Origin of the sequence: Bartonella sp. W8122, from assembly GCF_016102485.1 — a bacterium.
Classification (GTDB): domain Bacteria; phylum Pseudomonadota; class Alphaproteobacteria; order Rhizobiales; family Rhizobiaceae; genus Bartonella; species Bartonella apihabitans.
The window spans coordinates 1,784,020-1,800,271 of the sequence record NZ_JACFOO010000001.1 but is presented as its reverse complement, the minus strand read 5'-3'; the positions used below and the strand labels follow the sequence as shown (position 1 = coordinate 1,800,271).

Here is a 16,252-nt window from a genome sequence, read left to right as displayed (position 1 = left end):
TCTGCAATACATTCAGGGAGGAGAACCTGCCTGCTTGTAAACCGAATGCGGTTATTCCCTCCCGCAGTGTTTCGAGAAGAGTGAATAGTACTTATTGCAAAGAATGGAAAGACGAGCATCTGCAAGTATGTGAGCCCTAATCGGGAGAAAACATGATGAAAATGAAGACAATCGGTATCGCATCAATATCTATGGCGACTATCTTCATAAGTGGTTGTTTGACAATGAGCGGTGACTACAAAGTCACCGCAGTCGATCAAGCAGGTAAGCCGATTATGGAAAAGTCTGAAATTTATGCTGAAGGACGCATGATTTATACGATGAGAAATGCAATTTGCGCCAACAACCCCGGAGCCACCGTCCACATTACGGATATTCATAGCGGAAAAGAATTAAAGAGTGAAAGCCCTTATAAATGTAGATAACCCCACTATTTCAAATCCGAACTATAATGGGCGCAATTCAGTCCTTTATTATAAGTGACAAATCTTGTGATCTTGTCCTCATTATCAACATATACACGCAATTCACATGATTTAGTAACATAGCCCCCGAGCGGATTACCTGAACCAGTTACCAAGAAGTTGCCTTCTTTTTGTCGGTAATAATATTTTTCGCCCTTTTCATCCACGCTGAAACCACCACCTGGCTCGATGGCTTTTTGTAAATCACTGATTGGCCGACCTCGCCATGCTTCCTGTATTTTAGCAGGGATATTGGTTAAAAACCAACAGCCGCCCAAAAGTGTAACAAGTGGCATAAACAATAAAACGTTACGCGTAAAATAGTCCGCCTAATTGAATGAAGTGACAGCTATTAGTATAAGAATAATATTTATAAAACAACAAAAATCTTGAAAACATTGTGATGAAAGATATCATATGACGACTATAATAAATAGGTTTTTAGGTTCTCTGATAACTACTATTTGTCTAGTAGGGACTGCAAACTCACAAGAACAAAAAGAGATAGAAACACCACAAGAAAAGATAATGACCAAAGAATTTGGTGATTGGCGATTGCGCTGTATCGAATCTGAAGCTGTCAGCGATGTTACTTCGTCGAAGCAATGTGAAATCATTCGTATTGCTCAAATACAAGAAACAGATATAGCCGTTACCATTCTCACATTGTCATTGACAATGATATCCAATGAAAATGCAAAACAACAACTCGCAATGACAAATATCGGCCCACTCAACATTTATCTACCTGACCAACTTGAATATAAGATTGATGGGAAATCTGCTTTAAAAGCACCCTTCAACACATGCAATGAAGCCGGATGCTGGTCACAACAAATACTAGATCAAAAGACAATCGACGCTTTAAGAAAAGGCAAGATTGCACAAGCAAAATTCCGTATGATTACCGGACAACCTGTAACGGTAGAATTTACACTCAAAGGCATATCAGCTGCGCTTGATGAGGTAAGCAAAAATTCCAAATAACAGTTTGTATTCCATCTATCTATTCGTCATTGATTCATATGGCGGAGGAAGATAATGAATGTAACGCTGCCACTCTCGCCATCATGCATTTTCGAAATAAAAATTTAGCTCTCTATTAAATAAAGGGAAGTTCAAAGCGCTCTAAAAGGTTAAAGACACGCTGGCAAAAGCCATGCCGGTGTTCTTCAAGACCGTACCAGAAAAAATCTCTGAATAACCGGCGTCCAGATTGATCCTACCTCCGACAAATTTCGCACCGGCAGTCCAACTTGACAGATTTTCATCTTCAAAGCCCCAATCGGCCTGGGCAAAGACTTGACCATAATCAAGACCGACATAAGGGCGGAATTCACCCAATGCACTCACCAATGTTGCATTGTTGCCCCATGGAACAGTTCGCCATGCAATTTCATTGCGGGTAAAAAAGCCATTATTGCCATAGAGGAGACTATCACGCGAACCTCTGACATTGGAATAGCTGCCAATGGATATCTGCTCTGCAGCAAAGAGATTATCGGGACTATATTGACCAACCAGAAGGTTATTGACAATAAAATTCTGATTTTTGATCTTGAAAGGCGTCGCAACACTAATTGTTCCTACGAATTTTGAAAATTCTGGGTCAGCATCACCGGCACCCGGATCATGTTTTTTTACGGCACCAAACCAATCCAAGCCTTGCATATAATTTAAGTCGAATGTCCATGTTCCATCCAACATTTGTCTGGAATGTGACAGATCAATATTGGCAACCGTATACATACGGCTGCCGACTTCGATTTTATTACCAAGCAAGAAGTTGTTTGTTTCTTTGTATGCCAAGCCAACATTTAGTGTTGTCAAAGATTTGTTGTCGCGATAGAGTAAGCGGCCAACGGATCCACGCAATTCGCTTGAATCACCTGACGTATTGATCGGACCAAAATTGCCTGGCACGGTTGATTTATATTCATAGTAGTAGCCGCTGACATTAAAAGTCCAATATCCGTTCGGTATACTGACGCTGCCGGAATAGCTATTACTGTTGCCGTCGAGATCATTGTCATTCCAATAGTCTCTTTGTGTACGTTGATAACCAAAATTCCAAAGATCATTAATTTTCAGAACGTTGTCGAGAGTAAGATTGGCATTATAGCGCGCAAAGCCAGTAGAATCTTGTCCAAGATTGTCATGAGAAAGGTTGATTTGCCATCGTTTGTTCGGCTGGTTGGTCACATTGAGGATAGTCTCACCTTGCTCTTTGCCAGGTAATATATCTGACTTGGCATTATTCGATGCCAACCGGTTCATCTGGTCTAAACCCTGTTCGACATCACGCATATTCATGACCTTACCCTTCATACGAGGCATGGAGCTCATGATCACGCCGTCATACGGGCTAACTGGTTTTCCATTATAATAAATGTCGCTGAGGATTCCTTCTTCGACAACGAACTTGAGCAACCGCGATTTTTTGATGTCTTGTGGTGGAATATAAAGTCTGGCTGTGACATAACCTTTATCAAGATAAAGATTGGTCAAATCCTTCATAATTTTTTGTATATCAGCAATGCCAATACAGTGACCGGTATAGGGATTGGTGATTTTATCAATCGCACCAACGGATACTTTCTTTGCTCCTTCAACCGTTACGTGATCAATATCAAAACACGTACCATCGCTTGGCATGATGGCCTGTTCCAACCTTGGAGTTTCGTTACCTTGAGGTGTAAACTTGCGCAAAGTTTCTATCTGCTGTTTCTTTTGTTGCTCGGCCTGACGCCGTGCAAAATCATCAGCTGGTGACTGAGCATTAGCAGCAGATACAGATAAAATAGCACTGGCAAAAAAGAAAAGTCCGTATTTTTGGTATGTTTTTAACAAGTTTCCACTCCCCAATGGTACTCAACATCCTGAACTCGGCCAATAAGACCTTGCGAAACTGTCCGTGTTTATGACACATAGTATTCGTAAATGCTTTAGTATTGAATCATTTTCCAACGTAAAATACGCAATGATAGAAAATACAAATATATTTTTCTGATATTCATAAAATATCAACAAAACGCTGCGAAAATGCTTGGCTTCAAAACGCTCTTTTGGACCTTCATGAAAGAAATTGGAGCCGACATCAATTAGCTTTAAAAAAATCAAATGTTGCACTCCACATGTGGACTCGTTGATGTCTCCGGGACAGCAACAATAACGGCTAAAATTTCTGCCCCAATCAGTACATCGTCGTAAAACATGGCAGCAAACCCTCAGTTTGCAAGATCAAGGCGGTCGGTGATCTTCCTTCAATTCATATCAGATATGAATATGGAAGAATGTGGTTATGGGCAATACGTTGATGTCATTTGATGATATTGAGGTTATGCTTACTTTGTTGTTGGCTGTAATCCTAATGTGACCGTTTGTGTTGTTGGCAGTAAGTAGTGGGGGAGAGTCAACAAAATGGCGCCTTGGGCATTTAGCTTGTGCTGGGACGTGTCAAAAACTCAAATGGACATTCCTAAAGGCCAACTGCGATCGACCTCAGTAAAATCAATGCGCCATCAAAGAAGGTTTAATAGGAGGTTTAACGGCCTCATAAATTTTCTTGTAAGACTTTTTCTTTGCAACATTACCGTGACTACCAAAGTTTTTAAAATTAAAAAGTCAAATAACTGTTTTCTTAATGGCTTGTTTTAAAAGCATTATTATCCAGTATTCGGATCCCCAGATATCTCATTTTTGAAATGTTTTCGCTGTTGCAGGTGTTTTGCGGGGATGATGGTGAAGCCGTCGAAGCCTTGATTGCTTTGCGCCTGGACTTCGGCTTGATATTCCGGTGCGATCGACTCACGCATGGAATAACTTGAACAACTGGGGATAACGAGAACATAGGGCAACTAGATCGCACCTACCGGTAACCTCATTACAACACTGAAAGAAAAAGAGATCAGTGATCTTTGTAAAACAATCAGTTACAAGACCGGCTTGCCTTATCAGTCAGTGGTTGTCGGAGAGGCCGTCCATGGCATATATCGGCAGCAGTACGCGTTTGCCTCTGGGGGGCTATGCCATGCTCGACAACGGTCGCAGCTTCCAGCCTGTGCTGTCGGCGTCGGCGATGCAGAAAAAACTTGACAGTATATCAGTGGAATTGAAAGAGCCACCGGCGGGATTGAACAGAGTCCCGACGAGCAAAGAGGCTTGTCATCATAACTATCCATTTTTATGAAATTTGTGGCAATTATGATTTTTATAAATTAGCATCCATAGACTTATATATTTAATCAAAATAGTTTTTATGTGCAACTGGTGCTGAATGGGGGCGATTTTTTGCCTTTCACACACGAAATTTGCTCCTGTGAAAGGCGTAAGTATACACAGTCGAAACCATTACTAGCAGTCTACACGTTGGATATTAGAAGGATTAAAGATCCTCGGCGTTCTAACGTGTTGGACAATTCTTCCTCTCTTCTGACGGATATTCTAGACAGCACGAATAATGCATCAAGCTAATCCTATCAGCTTATTATTATTCAAGCCTATGCTTGTTCTAGATAAGCTTTTTGTGGAGATAAAATGATACAATAGTTACAGAAAAAGTAGTCACATTTGGCATTTTTATATAACAGAAAATACGATCAAGAAAGACCAATCACGTGTGCTTCAATGGATTATATATTTAAATGACGTACGCAGTTGTGGATTCGCTAACACTAGTAGGAATAATGTCGTTGAAATCTGTGATTTTTAATGAAGTTAGCTGACCTATCGACTTGCTTTTAGACATGTCTATTATCCGGACGAAAACGAGGTTATTAACTATAAAAATTGTGTCAGGCTTTGCGTGTGCTGTTTTTGTGTAGGCCAAGTCAGGACGAAGATTGGGATCAGGCTAAACTTGTGACTATACAATGATAAGGCATTTAGAGCTTTGTCCAGTACGTTTTCAGAGGCACGGGTGGCAGTGATACGATAGCGAGCTTACTACCGATACGATTTATTATTTTTTTAATAAATAATCCGATTTTATTAATATCATTTATTCAGCATTCGTATAAGATAAATTCTTGAACAATATAGTTCTGATCTGTAACATATATGCCGTACAAATTAATTTTTTAACATTTTTATATTATAATAATCACAGAGAATAATAATGTAAAATATTACGATAATATATATGATAGCATCATAATATAAAATAAACGATAAATATATGGAAATATTTAATGCATCGGATGGATTGGCATTTGGAGCCTTTTTACTCCCTACTTAAAAATTAGTTCAATACATAAGTCCAAGAAAATTCTTAGGTTATTATCAGTCACACTTTGCATCTGTTCATTCTTATGCGCTGCGGCCACAAAGATTGAATATCTGGTATTAACCCGTTTTTGCAAGGTATTAGAGCGGACTTTGTCGCGCCCACTTATTCCGTCTTATTGCATCGAGAGTTTGGGCACGACACGCACTATTCTAAACTGCTTAGAATGTGGTGACTTCTAGCCCGCATGGAGGAAGTTCTAGGTTTTATGCTCTCGGGCATAATTGCACATATAGAAAACTGAGGACTTGGCTTCATTATAACGGGAGTTCTATTTGCTATTTTGGCAGGTCTTTGTCTCAAGAGACTATTTAAACACACAGGGGCATATAACTTTCACGAAGGATAAAAATAATTGGAATGCAATAACCCTTACAATGATTTTCCAACTATCCCTTGGTTTATGTTTCATGTCATACAAGGAAATGCATTATGGGATTTATTATTTATCAATAATACTTATATATTAGGTTATTTTTTATTTTTATATTTTAAAAAAATAAATAAAATAAAAATAGTGTTTTATAAATAATAGATTATATGTTATGCAATTGTATTGCTTTCAATATCTGAATGTATGGTCGTTTTTTTCTTTTTCATGTCATTAAATTTAAAGAATGTAGTGGGTGAATCGTTAATTGTCAGTGAGTGTTTGTCATTTTTGCAATGGTAATATTGTTTGCATTAATTTCTAATAATTATGTAATTAAATTGTACGGCTCATTCAACTTCTGCGCTATTGGTTTAATAATCGCCGCTTTTGGCGCGGCATTGTGCCTCCTTTTGAAAGAATCTTTTCCCATATTAGTATTAGGTTAATTCATATTTTCGTTTGGCTTTTGGTTATTATTTTCATCATTTATATTAGGTAGAGTTTATGTAATATATGGTAATAAAGCATAAAACTTATTTACAATATTCAATACATTCATGCATTTTTTTTCGTCAATAATATTCGTTATAATAAAAATTATGTCGCATATTTTAGAAAAATTATTAAACATAATAATATATTCCATTACGTATACACCTATCAATTAATAAATATGATAATATCTTTTTATAAATAAAGTAATAGGTTATGCTATGACGTTTACGAAAATTCAAACTAATAGGGGGCGAAATGAAAAAATAGCATAGAGCTTCGAAGCGCATTAATTGTGGGAGCAAGCTCACGATTCGGTAAGTGTATTGCCATAGACTACAGTCAGAACGGGTATCACGTTCATCTCTTTGGACGCAATGAATCTGCTATAAATGGAATATTGCTTAATATTCAATCTTCGGGAGGTGCGGGGTCAGTTATTTGTGCCGATATTCGCAATAGCCAAGAATTAGCAAATGCTATCCAGAAAATCTTAGCAAAAACGCCTACCCTTGACGTTGCAATTAATTGCGCTGGCGTTGTCCGAACCGATGCGGTTGATGAGATGTTAGACGATGATTTTGAGCTAATGCGACAAACAAATCTAACTGGCATTTGGCATTGTATGAAGCATGAATCAAAACAGATGAAACTACAGAAAAGCGGCGTCTTAATTAATATATCAGCCAATATAAGTATGCATAAGATCAGGCCTATGATGTCTGAGTATGGTGCTTCAAAAGCTGCCTTGGCTGTGCTCACGCAAACAGCAACCTTAGAGTAGCTGACCTTCAATGTAAAAGTTCACACTATCAGTTTTGGACTGCTAGACACAGCTCTATCTAACGGGGCAGGCGAAGATCAAGCTGCACGTGACAACCGTGTGGCAAGCACTAATCCATCAAAACGGGTTGATTACCTTGGTGAGGTCTCATTAGTTTGTCTATGGTTGTCTACTTGTCCGGGCTATTTGGAAAGTCAAGACATCATTATCAATGGCGGAGCATCATTATGGAAACGGATAGCTGCGTCAGTATATGAGGATTGAATAAACGTGATTGTGTTTATTCAAACAATAGAAATTCTTTATTTATAAGATATGTCTTACACGATGAGACCGTTATATCATCGGGAAATGATACTCTTAGATTGTCTAAAGGCGATTTATGTATCTTACTCGCTGGAACAGTGCATGCAATAGAATTTTCCAATGGCAAAAATATATAATCAAAAAATAAATTCATTAAAAGATATAACCTCAATAAGAACGAAGTTTATTTAGATTACAATTATAGAAATATTACTTTATTGCTTGCTGCTGCGCTTACATATGAATCTAAAATATTTAACGATATATCTTTCACTCCACCTAAAACATAAAAAGTTAATATAGAATTATCAAATACTAACTGATTTTTAAAAAAATTTAAATCATTAAATTAATATATATCAATTGTATTATAAAATATTTTCACTTATAGTATCATAAAAAATATATAAAATATATTTATGAAAAGCTCGATAATACAACAAGAATAGTAAAATTTAAGAAAAAATGAATTAATAATATTCGGAATAAAATAGATTACTGAGTTTATTTAAATTTTTATTCTATAGAACAATTATTATAGAAAATTCAGTTTAAAAGAATTGGTGAAAGAGCTTTCTATATATGAGGATATTCTTATAAGGTATTTTAAATCTGTTACACGAAAGACACCGAATCAACACATGATAAATAAGAGACTCCATATTGCAAAAGATATGATGATAAATACCAAAACCCCGTTGGGGGTTCTTGCGAAGAATGTTGGATATGACAGCTTCTCAGGATTTTTTAGAATTCAAAAAGGAATTTCTTGTTGAACTCAAGTTTCTTGAGACAAGGTACATTAGAAAAGCAATCTGAATGTAACCATAAGAACATTTCTTTTTAGCTCTTCAAAAATTCTATACGGTAAATAATTCCACTATGACGGGCAAAACGATAGGATCTACCTGATGTAAAAAGCCTTCTCTCGAAAGGATTGGGGCGGGAGGAATATTATAAATATATTATTGGTTAAACGATTTAATGTCGCCCCTTTAGTGGTAGCCTGAAAATATTTTGCACAACCATAGTCCCAACGTTATATTAATTCAAGCTAAAATGACGTCCGATGGCGTTAATATCTCGCCACGCACGTTGCACCGTATTCTCCCGATCAAGCCGTACCTTTCATTTTGCTGGCAATTACTTTTATGGCGACGATTATAGGTGGCGGTTTTTGGCAAATGATAATTTTGCTCGTCTTGTCGCAATGGGTGCAATATGCACGTCTGGTTCGCGGCTCTGTTTTAGGGCTGAATGATCAAGAATTCATCCTGTCGGCACGCGCTAAAGGAGTCTCTAATCCTCGCATCATTTTCCAACATATGTTGCCCAATTTGTTAGGTCCGGTAATGGTGTTGATGACGCTGAATGTGGCTAATAATATACTGCTAGAGAGTAGTCTGACCTTCCTCGGTATGGGGGTTGATCTGAAAACGCCAAGTTGGGGTGGCATGTTGGCCGATGGTCGCACCTATTTGCAAAGTGCATGGTGGGTCAGTTTCTTTCCTGGTCTGGCAATCCTGTCAACTGTTCTGGGTTTAAACCTGCTTGGAGATTGGCTGCGCGATATTCTTGATCCTCGAGGGAGAACACGTTGATGAGTATAATCTATCAAAATTCCGTTTCGCGCTCGCTCACACAGTGGTGCGCGCGTATTGAGCAAGAATACAAATCAACCGACCAGATATCGTTATGGTTGTTTGATGATCTTGATAGTCTTCAAATTGCTCAAAAAAACATGCAGAATAAAGGCTATCAACTATCTTTTCATTGCGCACTAAAACCATTGGTGCACTTTTTTATGTCTCTCGAAAATACTGAAAATCTGCGTCAGATAAAGGTGACCTATCCGGTTTCGCCTGATGCAAAAAAAATCGCTTCAGACTTGAAGCCTATCCGCTAGCAGGCATGTTTCCACATGCAGATGTGGCTTTTGAAGCCGGATCTGACTGTGATAATTATTACGTCAATCTTTTTTTTGCTGATGGCACAATGCGACAAGAGAAGGTATTTGCCCCAAATCAGCTGGCGAAAGACTGCTTCGGGCGAGATATGTTGCGCCCTTGCGGCTGGCTGCGCGTCTATCGCAATGGAGAATGCATTCGTAACGAGCAGGTTGTGACGGATCTCGACGAGGTTTTTGATGGCGCTATGCAAGCCATCCGCACAATGCCGCTGCCGCCAACGATGCCCTATTTTGAAGAATTATCGATCCGTGTTAGCCTGCCGCAGAACGAAAAACCGGTCGGCTATGGCCAAGAGATTATAAGTTATCTGGAAATTCTGCACGAGGAATTATATTTCTCGACACTTGAATATTACCAGTCAATCAACGGGCTTCCTCCGGAAGACCGTACTGTTAGACCGGGCCAGATTGCGCCCTTGATTACCCGCTCCAAGGACGACAATTGTCATATGGCCATTGAACTTGTCCCCTTGTCGACAAAGAATACGGCTTTTGCTGCTCAAGAACTACAGCTAGCCAATCGGCCAATGTCCCATAGCGCTATAGCCGCAGCCCTTGATAATATTGGCGGAGCATTGCTACAAGCGAAGAGCCGCAGCGGCCGTGGGGTATGTGCGCGTTATAATAAAGGAAGCGATAATGCTGTTATGATCAGTGGTTGCCAGCATGGCAACGAAACGACCGGCACAGTAGGAGCGTTGCGTGCCGCGCATATGTTGTCATTCAGAAAAAATGCCCATTTTGTTATATCGCCGTTGGAAAATCCCGATGGCAACGCATTATTTCTCAGGTCAATTCTCGAAAATCCTCATCATATGCATCACGCAGCCCGCTATACTGCCTTTGGTAATGACTTGCAGAATACACCGGATTCCGCACCGATGGAGCGCGGGATACGAATTGAAGGACGGAAATGTTCGGGTGCAAAATTGCATGTCAATCTCCATGGTTACCCAAGCCATGAATGGATCAGGCCGCTTTCAGGCTATATTCCGCATAATTTTGCAATGTGGACATTGCCCAAAGGGTTCTTTCTGGTCTTCCGCTATCGGGAAGGCTGGGAAAAAACAACACGTCAATTGGCGGAAAAAGTTACAGCATGTCTTGCCTTGAATAATGCCGGCTTGGCAATGAATGACTTACAAGTCAAATTATATCGACAGCATGCCGGTGAACCGGGGTTTGAAACAATCAATGGCATTCCCTGTTCTTTTGCGCTTTATCCCAATGCCACTTTCGAGGTAGAACTCGTAACAGAATATCCCGACGAAACTGTTTATGGGGATGATTTTAAGCTTGGGCACCAAATGCAGATGGATACCGTGCTGGCGACTTACGAAGCTTGGCAAGGATTGACGCAAGAGAACAGTTAAAAGAGAGACAGGTTTGTTGATGAGTGAACTTTATCCGACAATTGAACCATTCGAGCATGGTATGCTTGATGTTGGTGATGGACATAAGCTTTATTGGGAACGGGTAGGTACCAAAGGAGCCGAGCCGGCAGTTTTCCTGCATGGTGGGCCCGGCAGCGGCATTTCCGAGAATCATCGTCGGTTGTTTGATCCGAATAGATATGATGTTTTGCTGTTCGATCAGCGTGGTTGTGGTCGTTCCACGCCTCATGCTTCAATAACCGCGAACACCACATGGCATCTAGTTGAGGATATGGAAAAGCTTCGTCAGATGGCGGGAATAGATAAATGGTTGGTTTTTGGAGGCTCTTGGGGGTCGACGCTGGCGCTCGCCTATGCCGAGACTCATCCGGACCATGTTAGTGGTTTGGTCCTTCGCGGAATTTTTACCGGAAGCAGGGATGAAATGAATTGGTTGAACCAATATGGAGCTTCGGAAATATCACCCGATTATTGGGAGAATTACATTAAGCCCGTACCGGTTGCGGAAAGGAATGACCTGATCGGCGCCTATCACTGCCTTCTCAATCATGAGCAAAAGGATATTGCTATCAATGCTGCCCGCGCCTGGAGTGATTGGGAAGCGAAAAATGTATCGATCATACCGCCGAAGCCCTCTCACAGAACGCCGCAATCCGATCAGGCGGCGTTGGACATAGCGCGGCTTGAAAATCATTATTTTGTTAATGACTGCTGGCTTGAAGAGGAACAGCTTTTTCATAACCTTGATAAAATCCGGCATCTGCCTTGTGTGATTATACATGGCCGGCATGACCTTATCTGTCGTTTATCCTATGCGTGGAAGTTACATAAATCCTGGCCCGGGTCGAAGCTTCATATTGTCGAGGGAGCCGGGCACAGTTACTCCGAGCCGGGTATCCTTGATTGTCTCATAAAAGCTACTGATCAATTTGTTGAAGGCCGAAATTTTTTATGATGTTTAGAAAGGAGCGTCGTTTAATCAGTCCTGATCTATTCGAATGGCTAAATTAATGAATGAATAATATCTCGTATATTCGTTTTGATATCGCTGCCAAAAGCATCACATGTCGCTGATATTGAAAGAAAAAATAACATAAAATCAAACAGTTGACATTTATGTAATATTTTTGGCAATGATAATTCCAACATATCTGGCACGAATAACTACATTCGGATTTCTGGCTATCTCCGCAGTGTTGTAACTGCTGGCGACAATGTTTATCTCGCCGAAAAACCGGTTTGCGGAATGATAGATGGAAATGGTTTTCTTGTACGACTTTACACTTCCATCCCGCTTCGCAAACCGAACCGGAATGTTTAAAAACATATATAGAACTGCGTTCGGAAAGATATGATAGCTCGGATTCCTCTTCGACGAATATGCGTTATGCCTATATCCCGTTAGGCGGACGTCGGTTAGGTGTTGATGAGTCAATTGTCACAAGCTATTCAAGCTATTTCGGTTATGTTTATAACGGCAATGTCAATGCGGCCTCTAGCAGGTCTATTTCTCGTTCAAAAACACACGACAACCTCATGACCGAAGAGCTTTTTAACCATGATAATTTCGATGCGGCTGCTATACTATCGGTATTGTAGCAAGGTTAAAAAACAAAGCCATCAGAGTACGAAAGTTAAACACAATTGAGCTGTAGGCTTACGGAACAGCGTTTTGTGTTTTTGTTTCATAAAATGGTAATGTTGGATTATTGGTAACTTTTTTAGTTTTATTAAAACCGGGCCAAAACTCTTCAATTTCCCATAAATGACCTTTGGTTACATCTTTGATATGTTTTATAATCTCTTCATAATCGTCGGAAGAAAAATTGGACCACCCTATAAATACATTCCACTGCCAAAAATTTCTGAGGCCGCCAACATTTTTTTCTGCTAATTTTTGCAATAAGAGGCGGTCTATCGGCGGATGCAAAGCGTTTATTTTGTTCTCGTAGTCAGAGTGTTCTGCTGGAACATCATTTAGGAACATAGCTTTAAAATAAATATTTATAAATTTTGCAGCTACACCGTGTGTGAACTGCATTGTTTTGTTTTTGATAGTATTTTCGGCCGCTAGACAAATTTTTTGCCGCAACTTTTTATGTAAATTATCGAATTCAAGCGGGTCAGGTAAATCGTCTAAAGTCTGATAGTCCAAAAGTGAGCTATTAAGAGCAATCTCTGCACCTTGTTCACCCGTAAATCGACAATTCCTTGAAGCTCGGGCTGCGGTTGATGCACACCAAACAGAAAACCTTTGCTTAACATCAATTAATTTATCTCTATCCATGTGAGCAGACCTTTATGAATATTTGATACTTACTATGCAATCGAATGAGGAAGGCCACAATGCTATTTATAACTTTTACCAGGTAATTTTTGTATTGAGTTCACAGTATATTGTTGTGATTTGCTTATAGAAAGGTTGATAGGATTATCGGCGGATTTGCCAATAATCTCGGGTATTAAAGACCATGATTTGACCAAACCACTGACACAGGAATTGACGAAAACAATTCTGACAGAACCGGGATATTAGTCGGTACCGACTTTGCTAGCGGATATGGCAGTGACCATTATAGGAAAATTGGCAATGATTTTGCTCCACAAAAGAAGGAAAAGATAAAACAACGGATGCTGATAAAAGATAAGACACTTAGTTGTTGAAAATAAAAATGCCTCGGATATTTTCCATTATCCGAGGCTGTAATAATTATAGGGGGAGCCGACGCCATGAACAATAAGCCAGTTGATTCACACCTTGGTTCTGACATGTCTGTCGTTGATATCGACAATGATATTTCTAATGTATTGAAAGGCACTATTTACGGTTGGCTGACGATGGCAAAGAATTCGAAACGGCCGTTGTGATAATCGCAAAAGAGGAAATCAAAAAACTTGAGAAATAGAACAAAATAAAAACTTCTATGCCCTCTCTTTCTAAATCCTTGCCCTCCCTCAAAAAAATATAAATAAAAACAATAAGTTATAATGGAAAAAAATGATAATGGTGCCCCCAGAGAGACTCGAACTCCCGACCCCCTGATTACAAATCAGGTGCTCTACCAACTGAGCTATAAGGGCGCCGCACTGCAACTAGCATAAACTTCGCCAAAGGCAAACAGAAAAATTGCCAAAACAACAATCTTTTTTGCATGCTAAAAATTTTTGAAAAACATGTGGGAATTTAGCCGCCAATTTTGCGAGAAATATAAAGATTTTAAAACTCGGCGTGGCCGGATAGGGCTTTTTTCAGGCGCGTTTCATAATCTTGTCTCGTAATTTCTATCGCACCGAAATGCTCGAGATGCGGTGTTGTAAATTGTGTGTCGAGAAGAATGAAGTGATGGCTTTTCAAATGGTCTACAAGCGCAACCAGACATATCTTGGAAGCATCAGTGACGCGCGAGAACATGCTTTCACCGAAAAAGGCTTGCCCCAAAGCCAAACCGTATAAACCACCGACAAGCTTTTCGTTTTGCCAAGCTTCAACTGTATGGCAAAAACCGAGTTCGAATAGCTCACCATAAGCTTTGCGAATGGGGTGATTGATCCACGTTGTTTCACGTCCGGGCTTTGATTCGGCACAGCCGGAAATAACGCCTTCGAAATCGGAATCAATGACGATTTTGAACGGCTCTTTCTTTATAGTTTTCTTCAGACTTTTCGGAATATGAAAATTGTCCAAAGGAATAATTCCACGCCGTTCGGGACGTATCCAATAAATGTCGGGGTCTTCGGCATCATCCGACATAGGAAAAATACCCTGCGCATAGGCGCTTAGAAGTAGCGCAGGGGTTAATTTATCTTTTTCTTTTTCAGACAAAGCTATCAGCTATTCGAAGCCGACTTATTGGCAAGATATTTTTCCAGCCAGTGGATGTCATAATTTCCCTTGGCTATATCTTCATTGCCGATAAGATCGCGGAAAAGCGGCAGTGTCGTTTTGATACCGTCGACAACGAACTCGTCAAGAGCGCGTCTTAACCGCATCATGCATTCAAGCCGTGTTCTTCCATGAACAATCAGTTTGCCGATCAGGCTGTCATAATAAGGCGGTATCCGGTAACCGGAATAAACGCCGGAATCAACACGCACGCCCAGACCACCCGGTGTATGGAAGTGGGTAATCAATCCGGGGGAAGGGGTGAAGTTGACCGGATCCTCGGCATTGATACGACATTCAATCGCATGGCCTGAAAAGTGGATATCACTTTGTTTTGCCGAAAGCCCTTCGCCGGCGGCAACCTGAATCTGTTCGTGAACAAGGTCAATGCCGGTTACGGCTTCCGTTACCGGATGCTCGACCTGAAGACGGGTGTTCATTTCAATGAAATAGAATTCACCATGTTCATAGAGAAATTCGATTGTACCGGCACCGCGATAGCCTAATTCGGCACAAGCATTCGCCACGATCATGCCAATTTTCTGTCTTGCCTGATCATCAAGAACGGTAGAATTGGCTTCTTCCCAGACTTTCTGATTACGTCTTTGCAAAGAACAATCGCGTTCGCCAAGATGAATGGCATTTCCCGCACCATCGCCCATAACCTGGACTTCGATATGACGCGGATTTTCAAGATATTTCTCGATATAGACAGCATCATCCCCGAAAGCGGCAGCAGCTTCGCTACGAGCGGTATTCAATGCAACCGACAATTCGTCACGTGAACGGGCAACTTTCATACCACGTCCACCGCCACCGGCCGATGCTTTGATGATAACCGGATAACCGATTTTATCTGCTACCTTATAAGCTTCTTCGTCCTCGGTCACACCGCCATCGGAACCCGGAACAACGGGAATACCCAACCGTTTTGCGGTTTTCTTGGCTTCGATTTTATCGCCCATAATACGAATGTGGGCAGCAGTCGGGCCAATAAAGGTAATAGAATGAGCTTCCAGAATTTCAGCAAATTTGGCATTTTCTGAAAGAAAACCGTAACCCGGATGGATGGCGTCTGCACCGGTAATCTCGCAAGCCGCGACAATTTGTTGGATATTGAGATATGAATCGCGTGAGGGGGGAGGTCCGATACAGACACTTTCGTCGGCCAGTCTTACATGCATGGCATCGGCATCGGCTGTCGAGTGGACAGCTACGGTTTTGATACCAAGCTCTTTACAAGCACGCAGAACCCTGAGTGCGATTTCACCACGATTGGCGATCAGGATTTTCTGAAACATTT

The 16,252-nt window shown here is 40.5% G+C and carries 16 protein-coding genes, 1 tRNA gene and 1 pseudogene; 11 read left to right on the top strand and 7 right to left on the bottom strand.

What is annotated here, in order from left to right; all coding sequences use genetic code 11:
• Positions 1-152: 152 nt before the first annotated feature.
• On the top strand, positions 153-425 hold the full coding sequence (locus tag H3S83_RS07885) for a hypothetical protein (RefSeq protein WP_198232751.1): 273 nt from the start codon (positions 153-155) through the stop codon (positions 423-425).
• 5 nt (positions 426-430) lie between these two features.
• Here the strand turns inward: H3S83_RS07885 and H3S83_RS07880 are convergent, their stop codons facing one another.
• On the bottom strand, positions 431-760 hold the full coding sequence (locus tag H3S83_RS07880) for a hypothetical protein (protein ID WP_198239363.1): 330 nt from the start codon (positions 758-760) through the stop codon (positions 431-433).
• A 232-nt stretch (positions 761-992) separates the two neighbouring features.
• Here H3S83_RS07880 and H3S83_RS07875 point away from each other — a divergent pair, with 232 nt between their 5' ends.
• Positions 993-1,451 carry an invasion associated locus B family protein gene (locus tag H3S83_RS07875; RefSeq protein ID WP_198239362.1) on the top strand — a complete coding sequence of 153 codons (459 nt, stop codon included), beginning with the start codon at positions 993-995 and terminating at the stop codon, positions 1,449-1,451.
• A gap of 141 nt (positions 1,452-1,592) precedes the next feature.
• Here H3S83_RS07875 and H3S83_RS07870 read toward each other — a convergent pair whose 3' ends face one another.
• Together H3S83_RS07870 and H3S83_RS07865 are read right to left on the bottom strand one after the other, a co-directional pair.
• Complete coding sequence (locus H3S83_RS07870) at positions 1,593-3,314, bottom strand: ShlB/FhaC/HecB family hemolysin secretion/activation protein (RefSeq protein WP_246741728.1); 1,722 nt, start codon at positions 3,312-3,314, stop codon at positions 1,593-1,595.
• Positions 3,315-4,129: 815 nt separating this feature from the next.
• Positions 4,130-4,279 (bottom strand): hypothetical protein, encoded by a 150-nt coding sequence (locus tag H3S83_RS07865; protein ID WP_198239360.1) that lies wholly within the window; start codon positions 4,277-4,279, stop codon positions 4,130-4,132.
• A gap of 46 nt (positions 4,280-4,325) precedes the next feature.
• On the opposite strand from H3S83_RS07865, the gene H3S83_RS07860 reads away from it, so the two are divergent.
• The 8 genes and pseudogenes from H3S83_RS07860 to H3S83_RS07820 all read left to right on the top strand — a co-directional run bounded on the left by H3S83_RS07860 (position 4,326) and on the right by H3S83_RS07820 (position 12,665).
• The gene (locus H3S83_RS07860; RefSeq protein WP_198239686.1) at positions 4,326-4,559 is read left to right on the top strand and encodes a DUF3363 domain-containing protein; all 234 of its coding nucleotides are present in this window, start codon (positions 4,326-4,328) and stop codon (positions 4,557-4,559) included.
• 2,349 nt (positions 4,560-6,908) lie between these two features.
• On the top strand, positions 6,909-7,397 hold the full coding sequence (locus H3S83_RS07855; RefSeq protein ID WP_198239359.1) for an SDR family oxidoreductase: 489 nt from the start codon (positions 6,909-6,911) through the stop codon (positions 7,395-7,397).
• A gap of 869 nt (positions 7,398-8,266) precedes the next feature.
• Positions 8,267-8,479 (top strand): AraC family transcriptional regulator, encoded by a 213-nt coding sequence (locus tag H3S83_RS11690; RefSeq protein WP_198239358.1) that lies wholly within the window; start codon positions 8,267-8,269, stop codon positions 8,477-8,479.
• Between the two features lie 342 nt (positions 8,480-8,821).
• A pseudogene (locus H3S83_RS07840) lies at positions 8,822-9,304 on the top strand (ABC transporter permease); the annotation flags it as partial.
• Complete coding sequence (locus H3S83_RS07835; RefSeq protein ID WP_198239357.1) at positions 9,304-9,609, top strand: hypothetical protein; 306 nt, start codon at positions 9,304-9,306, stop codon at positions 9,607-9,609. The pseudogene H3S83_RS07840 and the gene H3S83_RS07835, both read left to right, overlap by 1 nt.
• A gap of 149 nt (positions 9,610-9,758) precedes the next feature.
• Complete coding sequence (locus H3S83_RS07830; protein WP_198239356.1) at positions 9,759-11,045, top strand: peptidase M14; 1,287 nt, start codon at positions 9,759-9,761, stop codon at positions 11,043-11,045.
• 19 nt (positions 11,046-11,064) lie between these two features.
• Entirely contained in the window at positions 11,065-12,021 is a 957-nt protein-coding gene (pip, locus tag H3S83_RS07825) for a prolyl aminopeptidase (RefSeq protein WP_198239355.1), read from the top strand.
• Positions 12,022-12,305: 284 nt separating this feature from the next.
• Positions 12,306-12,665, top strand: coding sequence for a porin (locus H3S83_RS07820; protein WP_198239354.1), 360 nt, complete (start codon positions 12,306-12,308; stop codon positions 12,663-12,665).
• A 58-nt stretch (positions 12,666-12,723) separates the two neighbouring features.
• Here H3S83_RS07820 and H3S83_RS07815 read toward each other — a convergent pair whose 3' ends face one another.
• A complete protein-coding gene (locus H3S83_RS07815; protein ID WP_198239353.1) occupies positions 12,724-13,353 on the bottom strand; it encodes a hypothetical protein in 630 nt (209 codons plus the stop codon).
• Positions 13,354-13,796: 443 nt separating this feature from the next.
• Between H3S83_RS07815 and H3S83_RS07810 the strand changes: the two genes are divergently transcribed.
• A complete protein-coding gene (locus tag H3S83_RS07810) occupies positions 13,797-13,934 on the top strand; it encodes a hypothetical protein (protein WP_198239352.1) in 138 nt (45 codons plus the stop codon).
• A gap of 137 nt (positions 13,935-14,071) precedes the next feature.
• Here the strand turns inward: H3S83_RS07810 and H3S83_RS07805 are convergent.
• From H3S83_RS07805 to accC, 3 genes are all read right to left on the bottom strand, one after another.
• Positions 14,072-14,147: transfer RNA gene (locus tag H3S83_RS07805), tRNA-Thr, on the bottom strand.
• 136 nt (positions 14,148-14,283) lie between these two features.
• Positions 14,284-14,898 carry a leucyl/phenylalanyl-tRNA--protein transferase gene (aat, locus tag H3S83_RS07800; RefSeq protein WP_370541367.1) on the bottom strand — a complete coding sequence of 205 codons (615 nt, stop codon included), beginning with the start codon at positions 14,896-14,898 and terminating at the stop codon, positions 14,284-14,286.
• Positions 14,895-16,250 (bottom strand): acetyl-CoA carboxylase biotin carboxylase subunit, encoded by a 1,356-nt coding sequence (accC, locus tag H3S83_RS07795; protein WP_198234056.1) that lies wholly within the window; start codon positions 16,248-16,250, stop codon positions 14,895-14,897. The genes aat and accC overlap by 4 nt, the downstream gene beginning before the upstream one ends.
• Positions 16,251-16,252: the final 2 nt, after the last annotated feature.

Coding starts and splice junctions, on each gene's coding strand:
- H3S83_RS07885 (WP_198232751.1), top strand. CDS start 153: ATGATGAAAATGAAGACAATCGGTATCGCATCAATATCTATGGCGACT.
- H3S83_RS07880 (WP_198239363.1), bottom strand. CDS start 760: ATGCCACTTGTTACACTTTTGGGCGGCTGTTGGTTTTTAACCAATATC.
- H3S83_RS07875 (WP_198239362.1), top strand. CDS start 993: ATGACCAAAGAATTTGGTGATTGGCGATTGCGCTGTATCGAATCTGAA.
- H3S83_RS07865 (WP_198239360.1), bottom strand. CDS start 4,279: ATGCGTGAGTCGATCGCACCGGAATATCAAGCCGAAGTCCAGGCGCAA.
- H3S83_RS07835 (WP_198239357.1), top strand. CDS start 9,304: ATGAGTATAATCTATCAAAATTCCGTTTCGCGCTCGCTCACACAGTGG.
- H3S83_RS07830 (WP_198239356.1), top strand. CDS start 9,759: ATGTTGCGCCCTTGCGGCTGGCTGCGCGTCTATCGCAATGGAGAATGC.
- pip (WP_198239355.1), top strand. CDS start 11,065: ATGAGTGAACTTTATCCGACAATTGAACCATTCGAGCATGGTATGCTT.
- H3S83_RS07815 (WP_198239353.1), bottom strand. CDS start 13,353: ATGGATAGAGATAAATTAATTGATGTTAAGCAAAGGTTTTCTGTTTGG.
- H3S83_RS07810 (WP_198239352.1), top strand. CDS start 13,797: ATGAACAATAAGCCAGTTGATTCACACCTTGGTTCTGACATGTCTGTC.
- accC (WP_198234056.1), bottom strand. CDS start 16,250: ATGTTTCAGAAAATCCTGATCGCCAATCGTGGTGAAATCGCACTCAGG.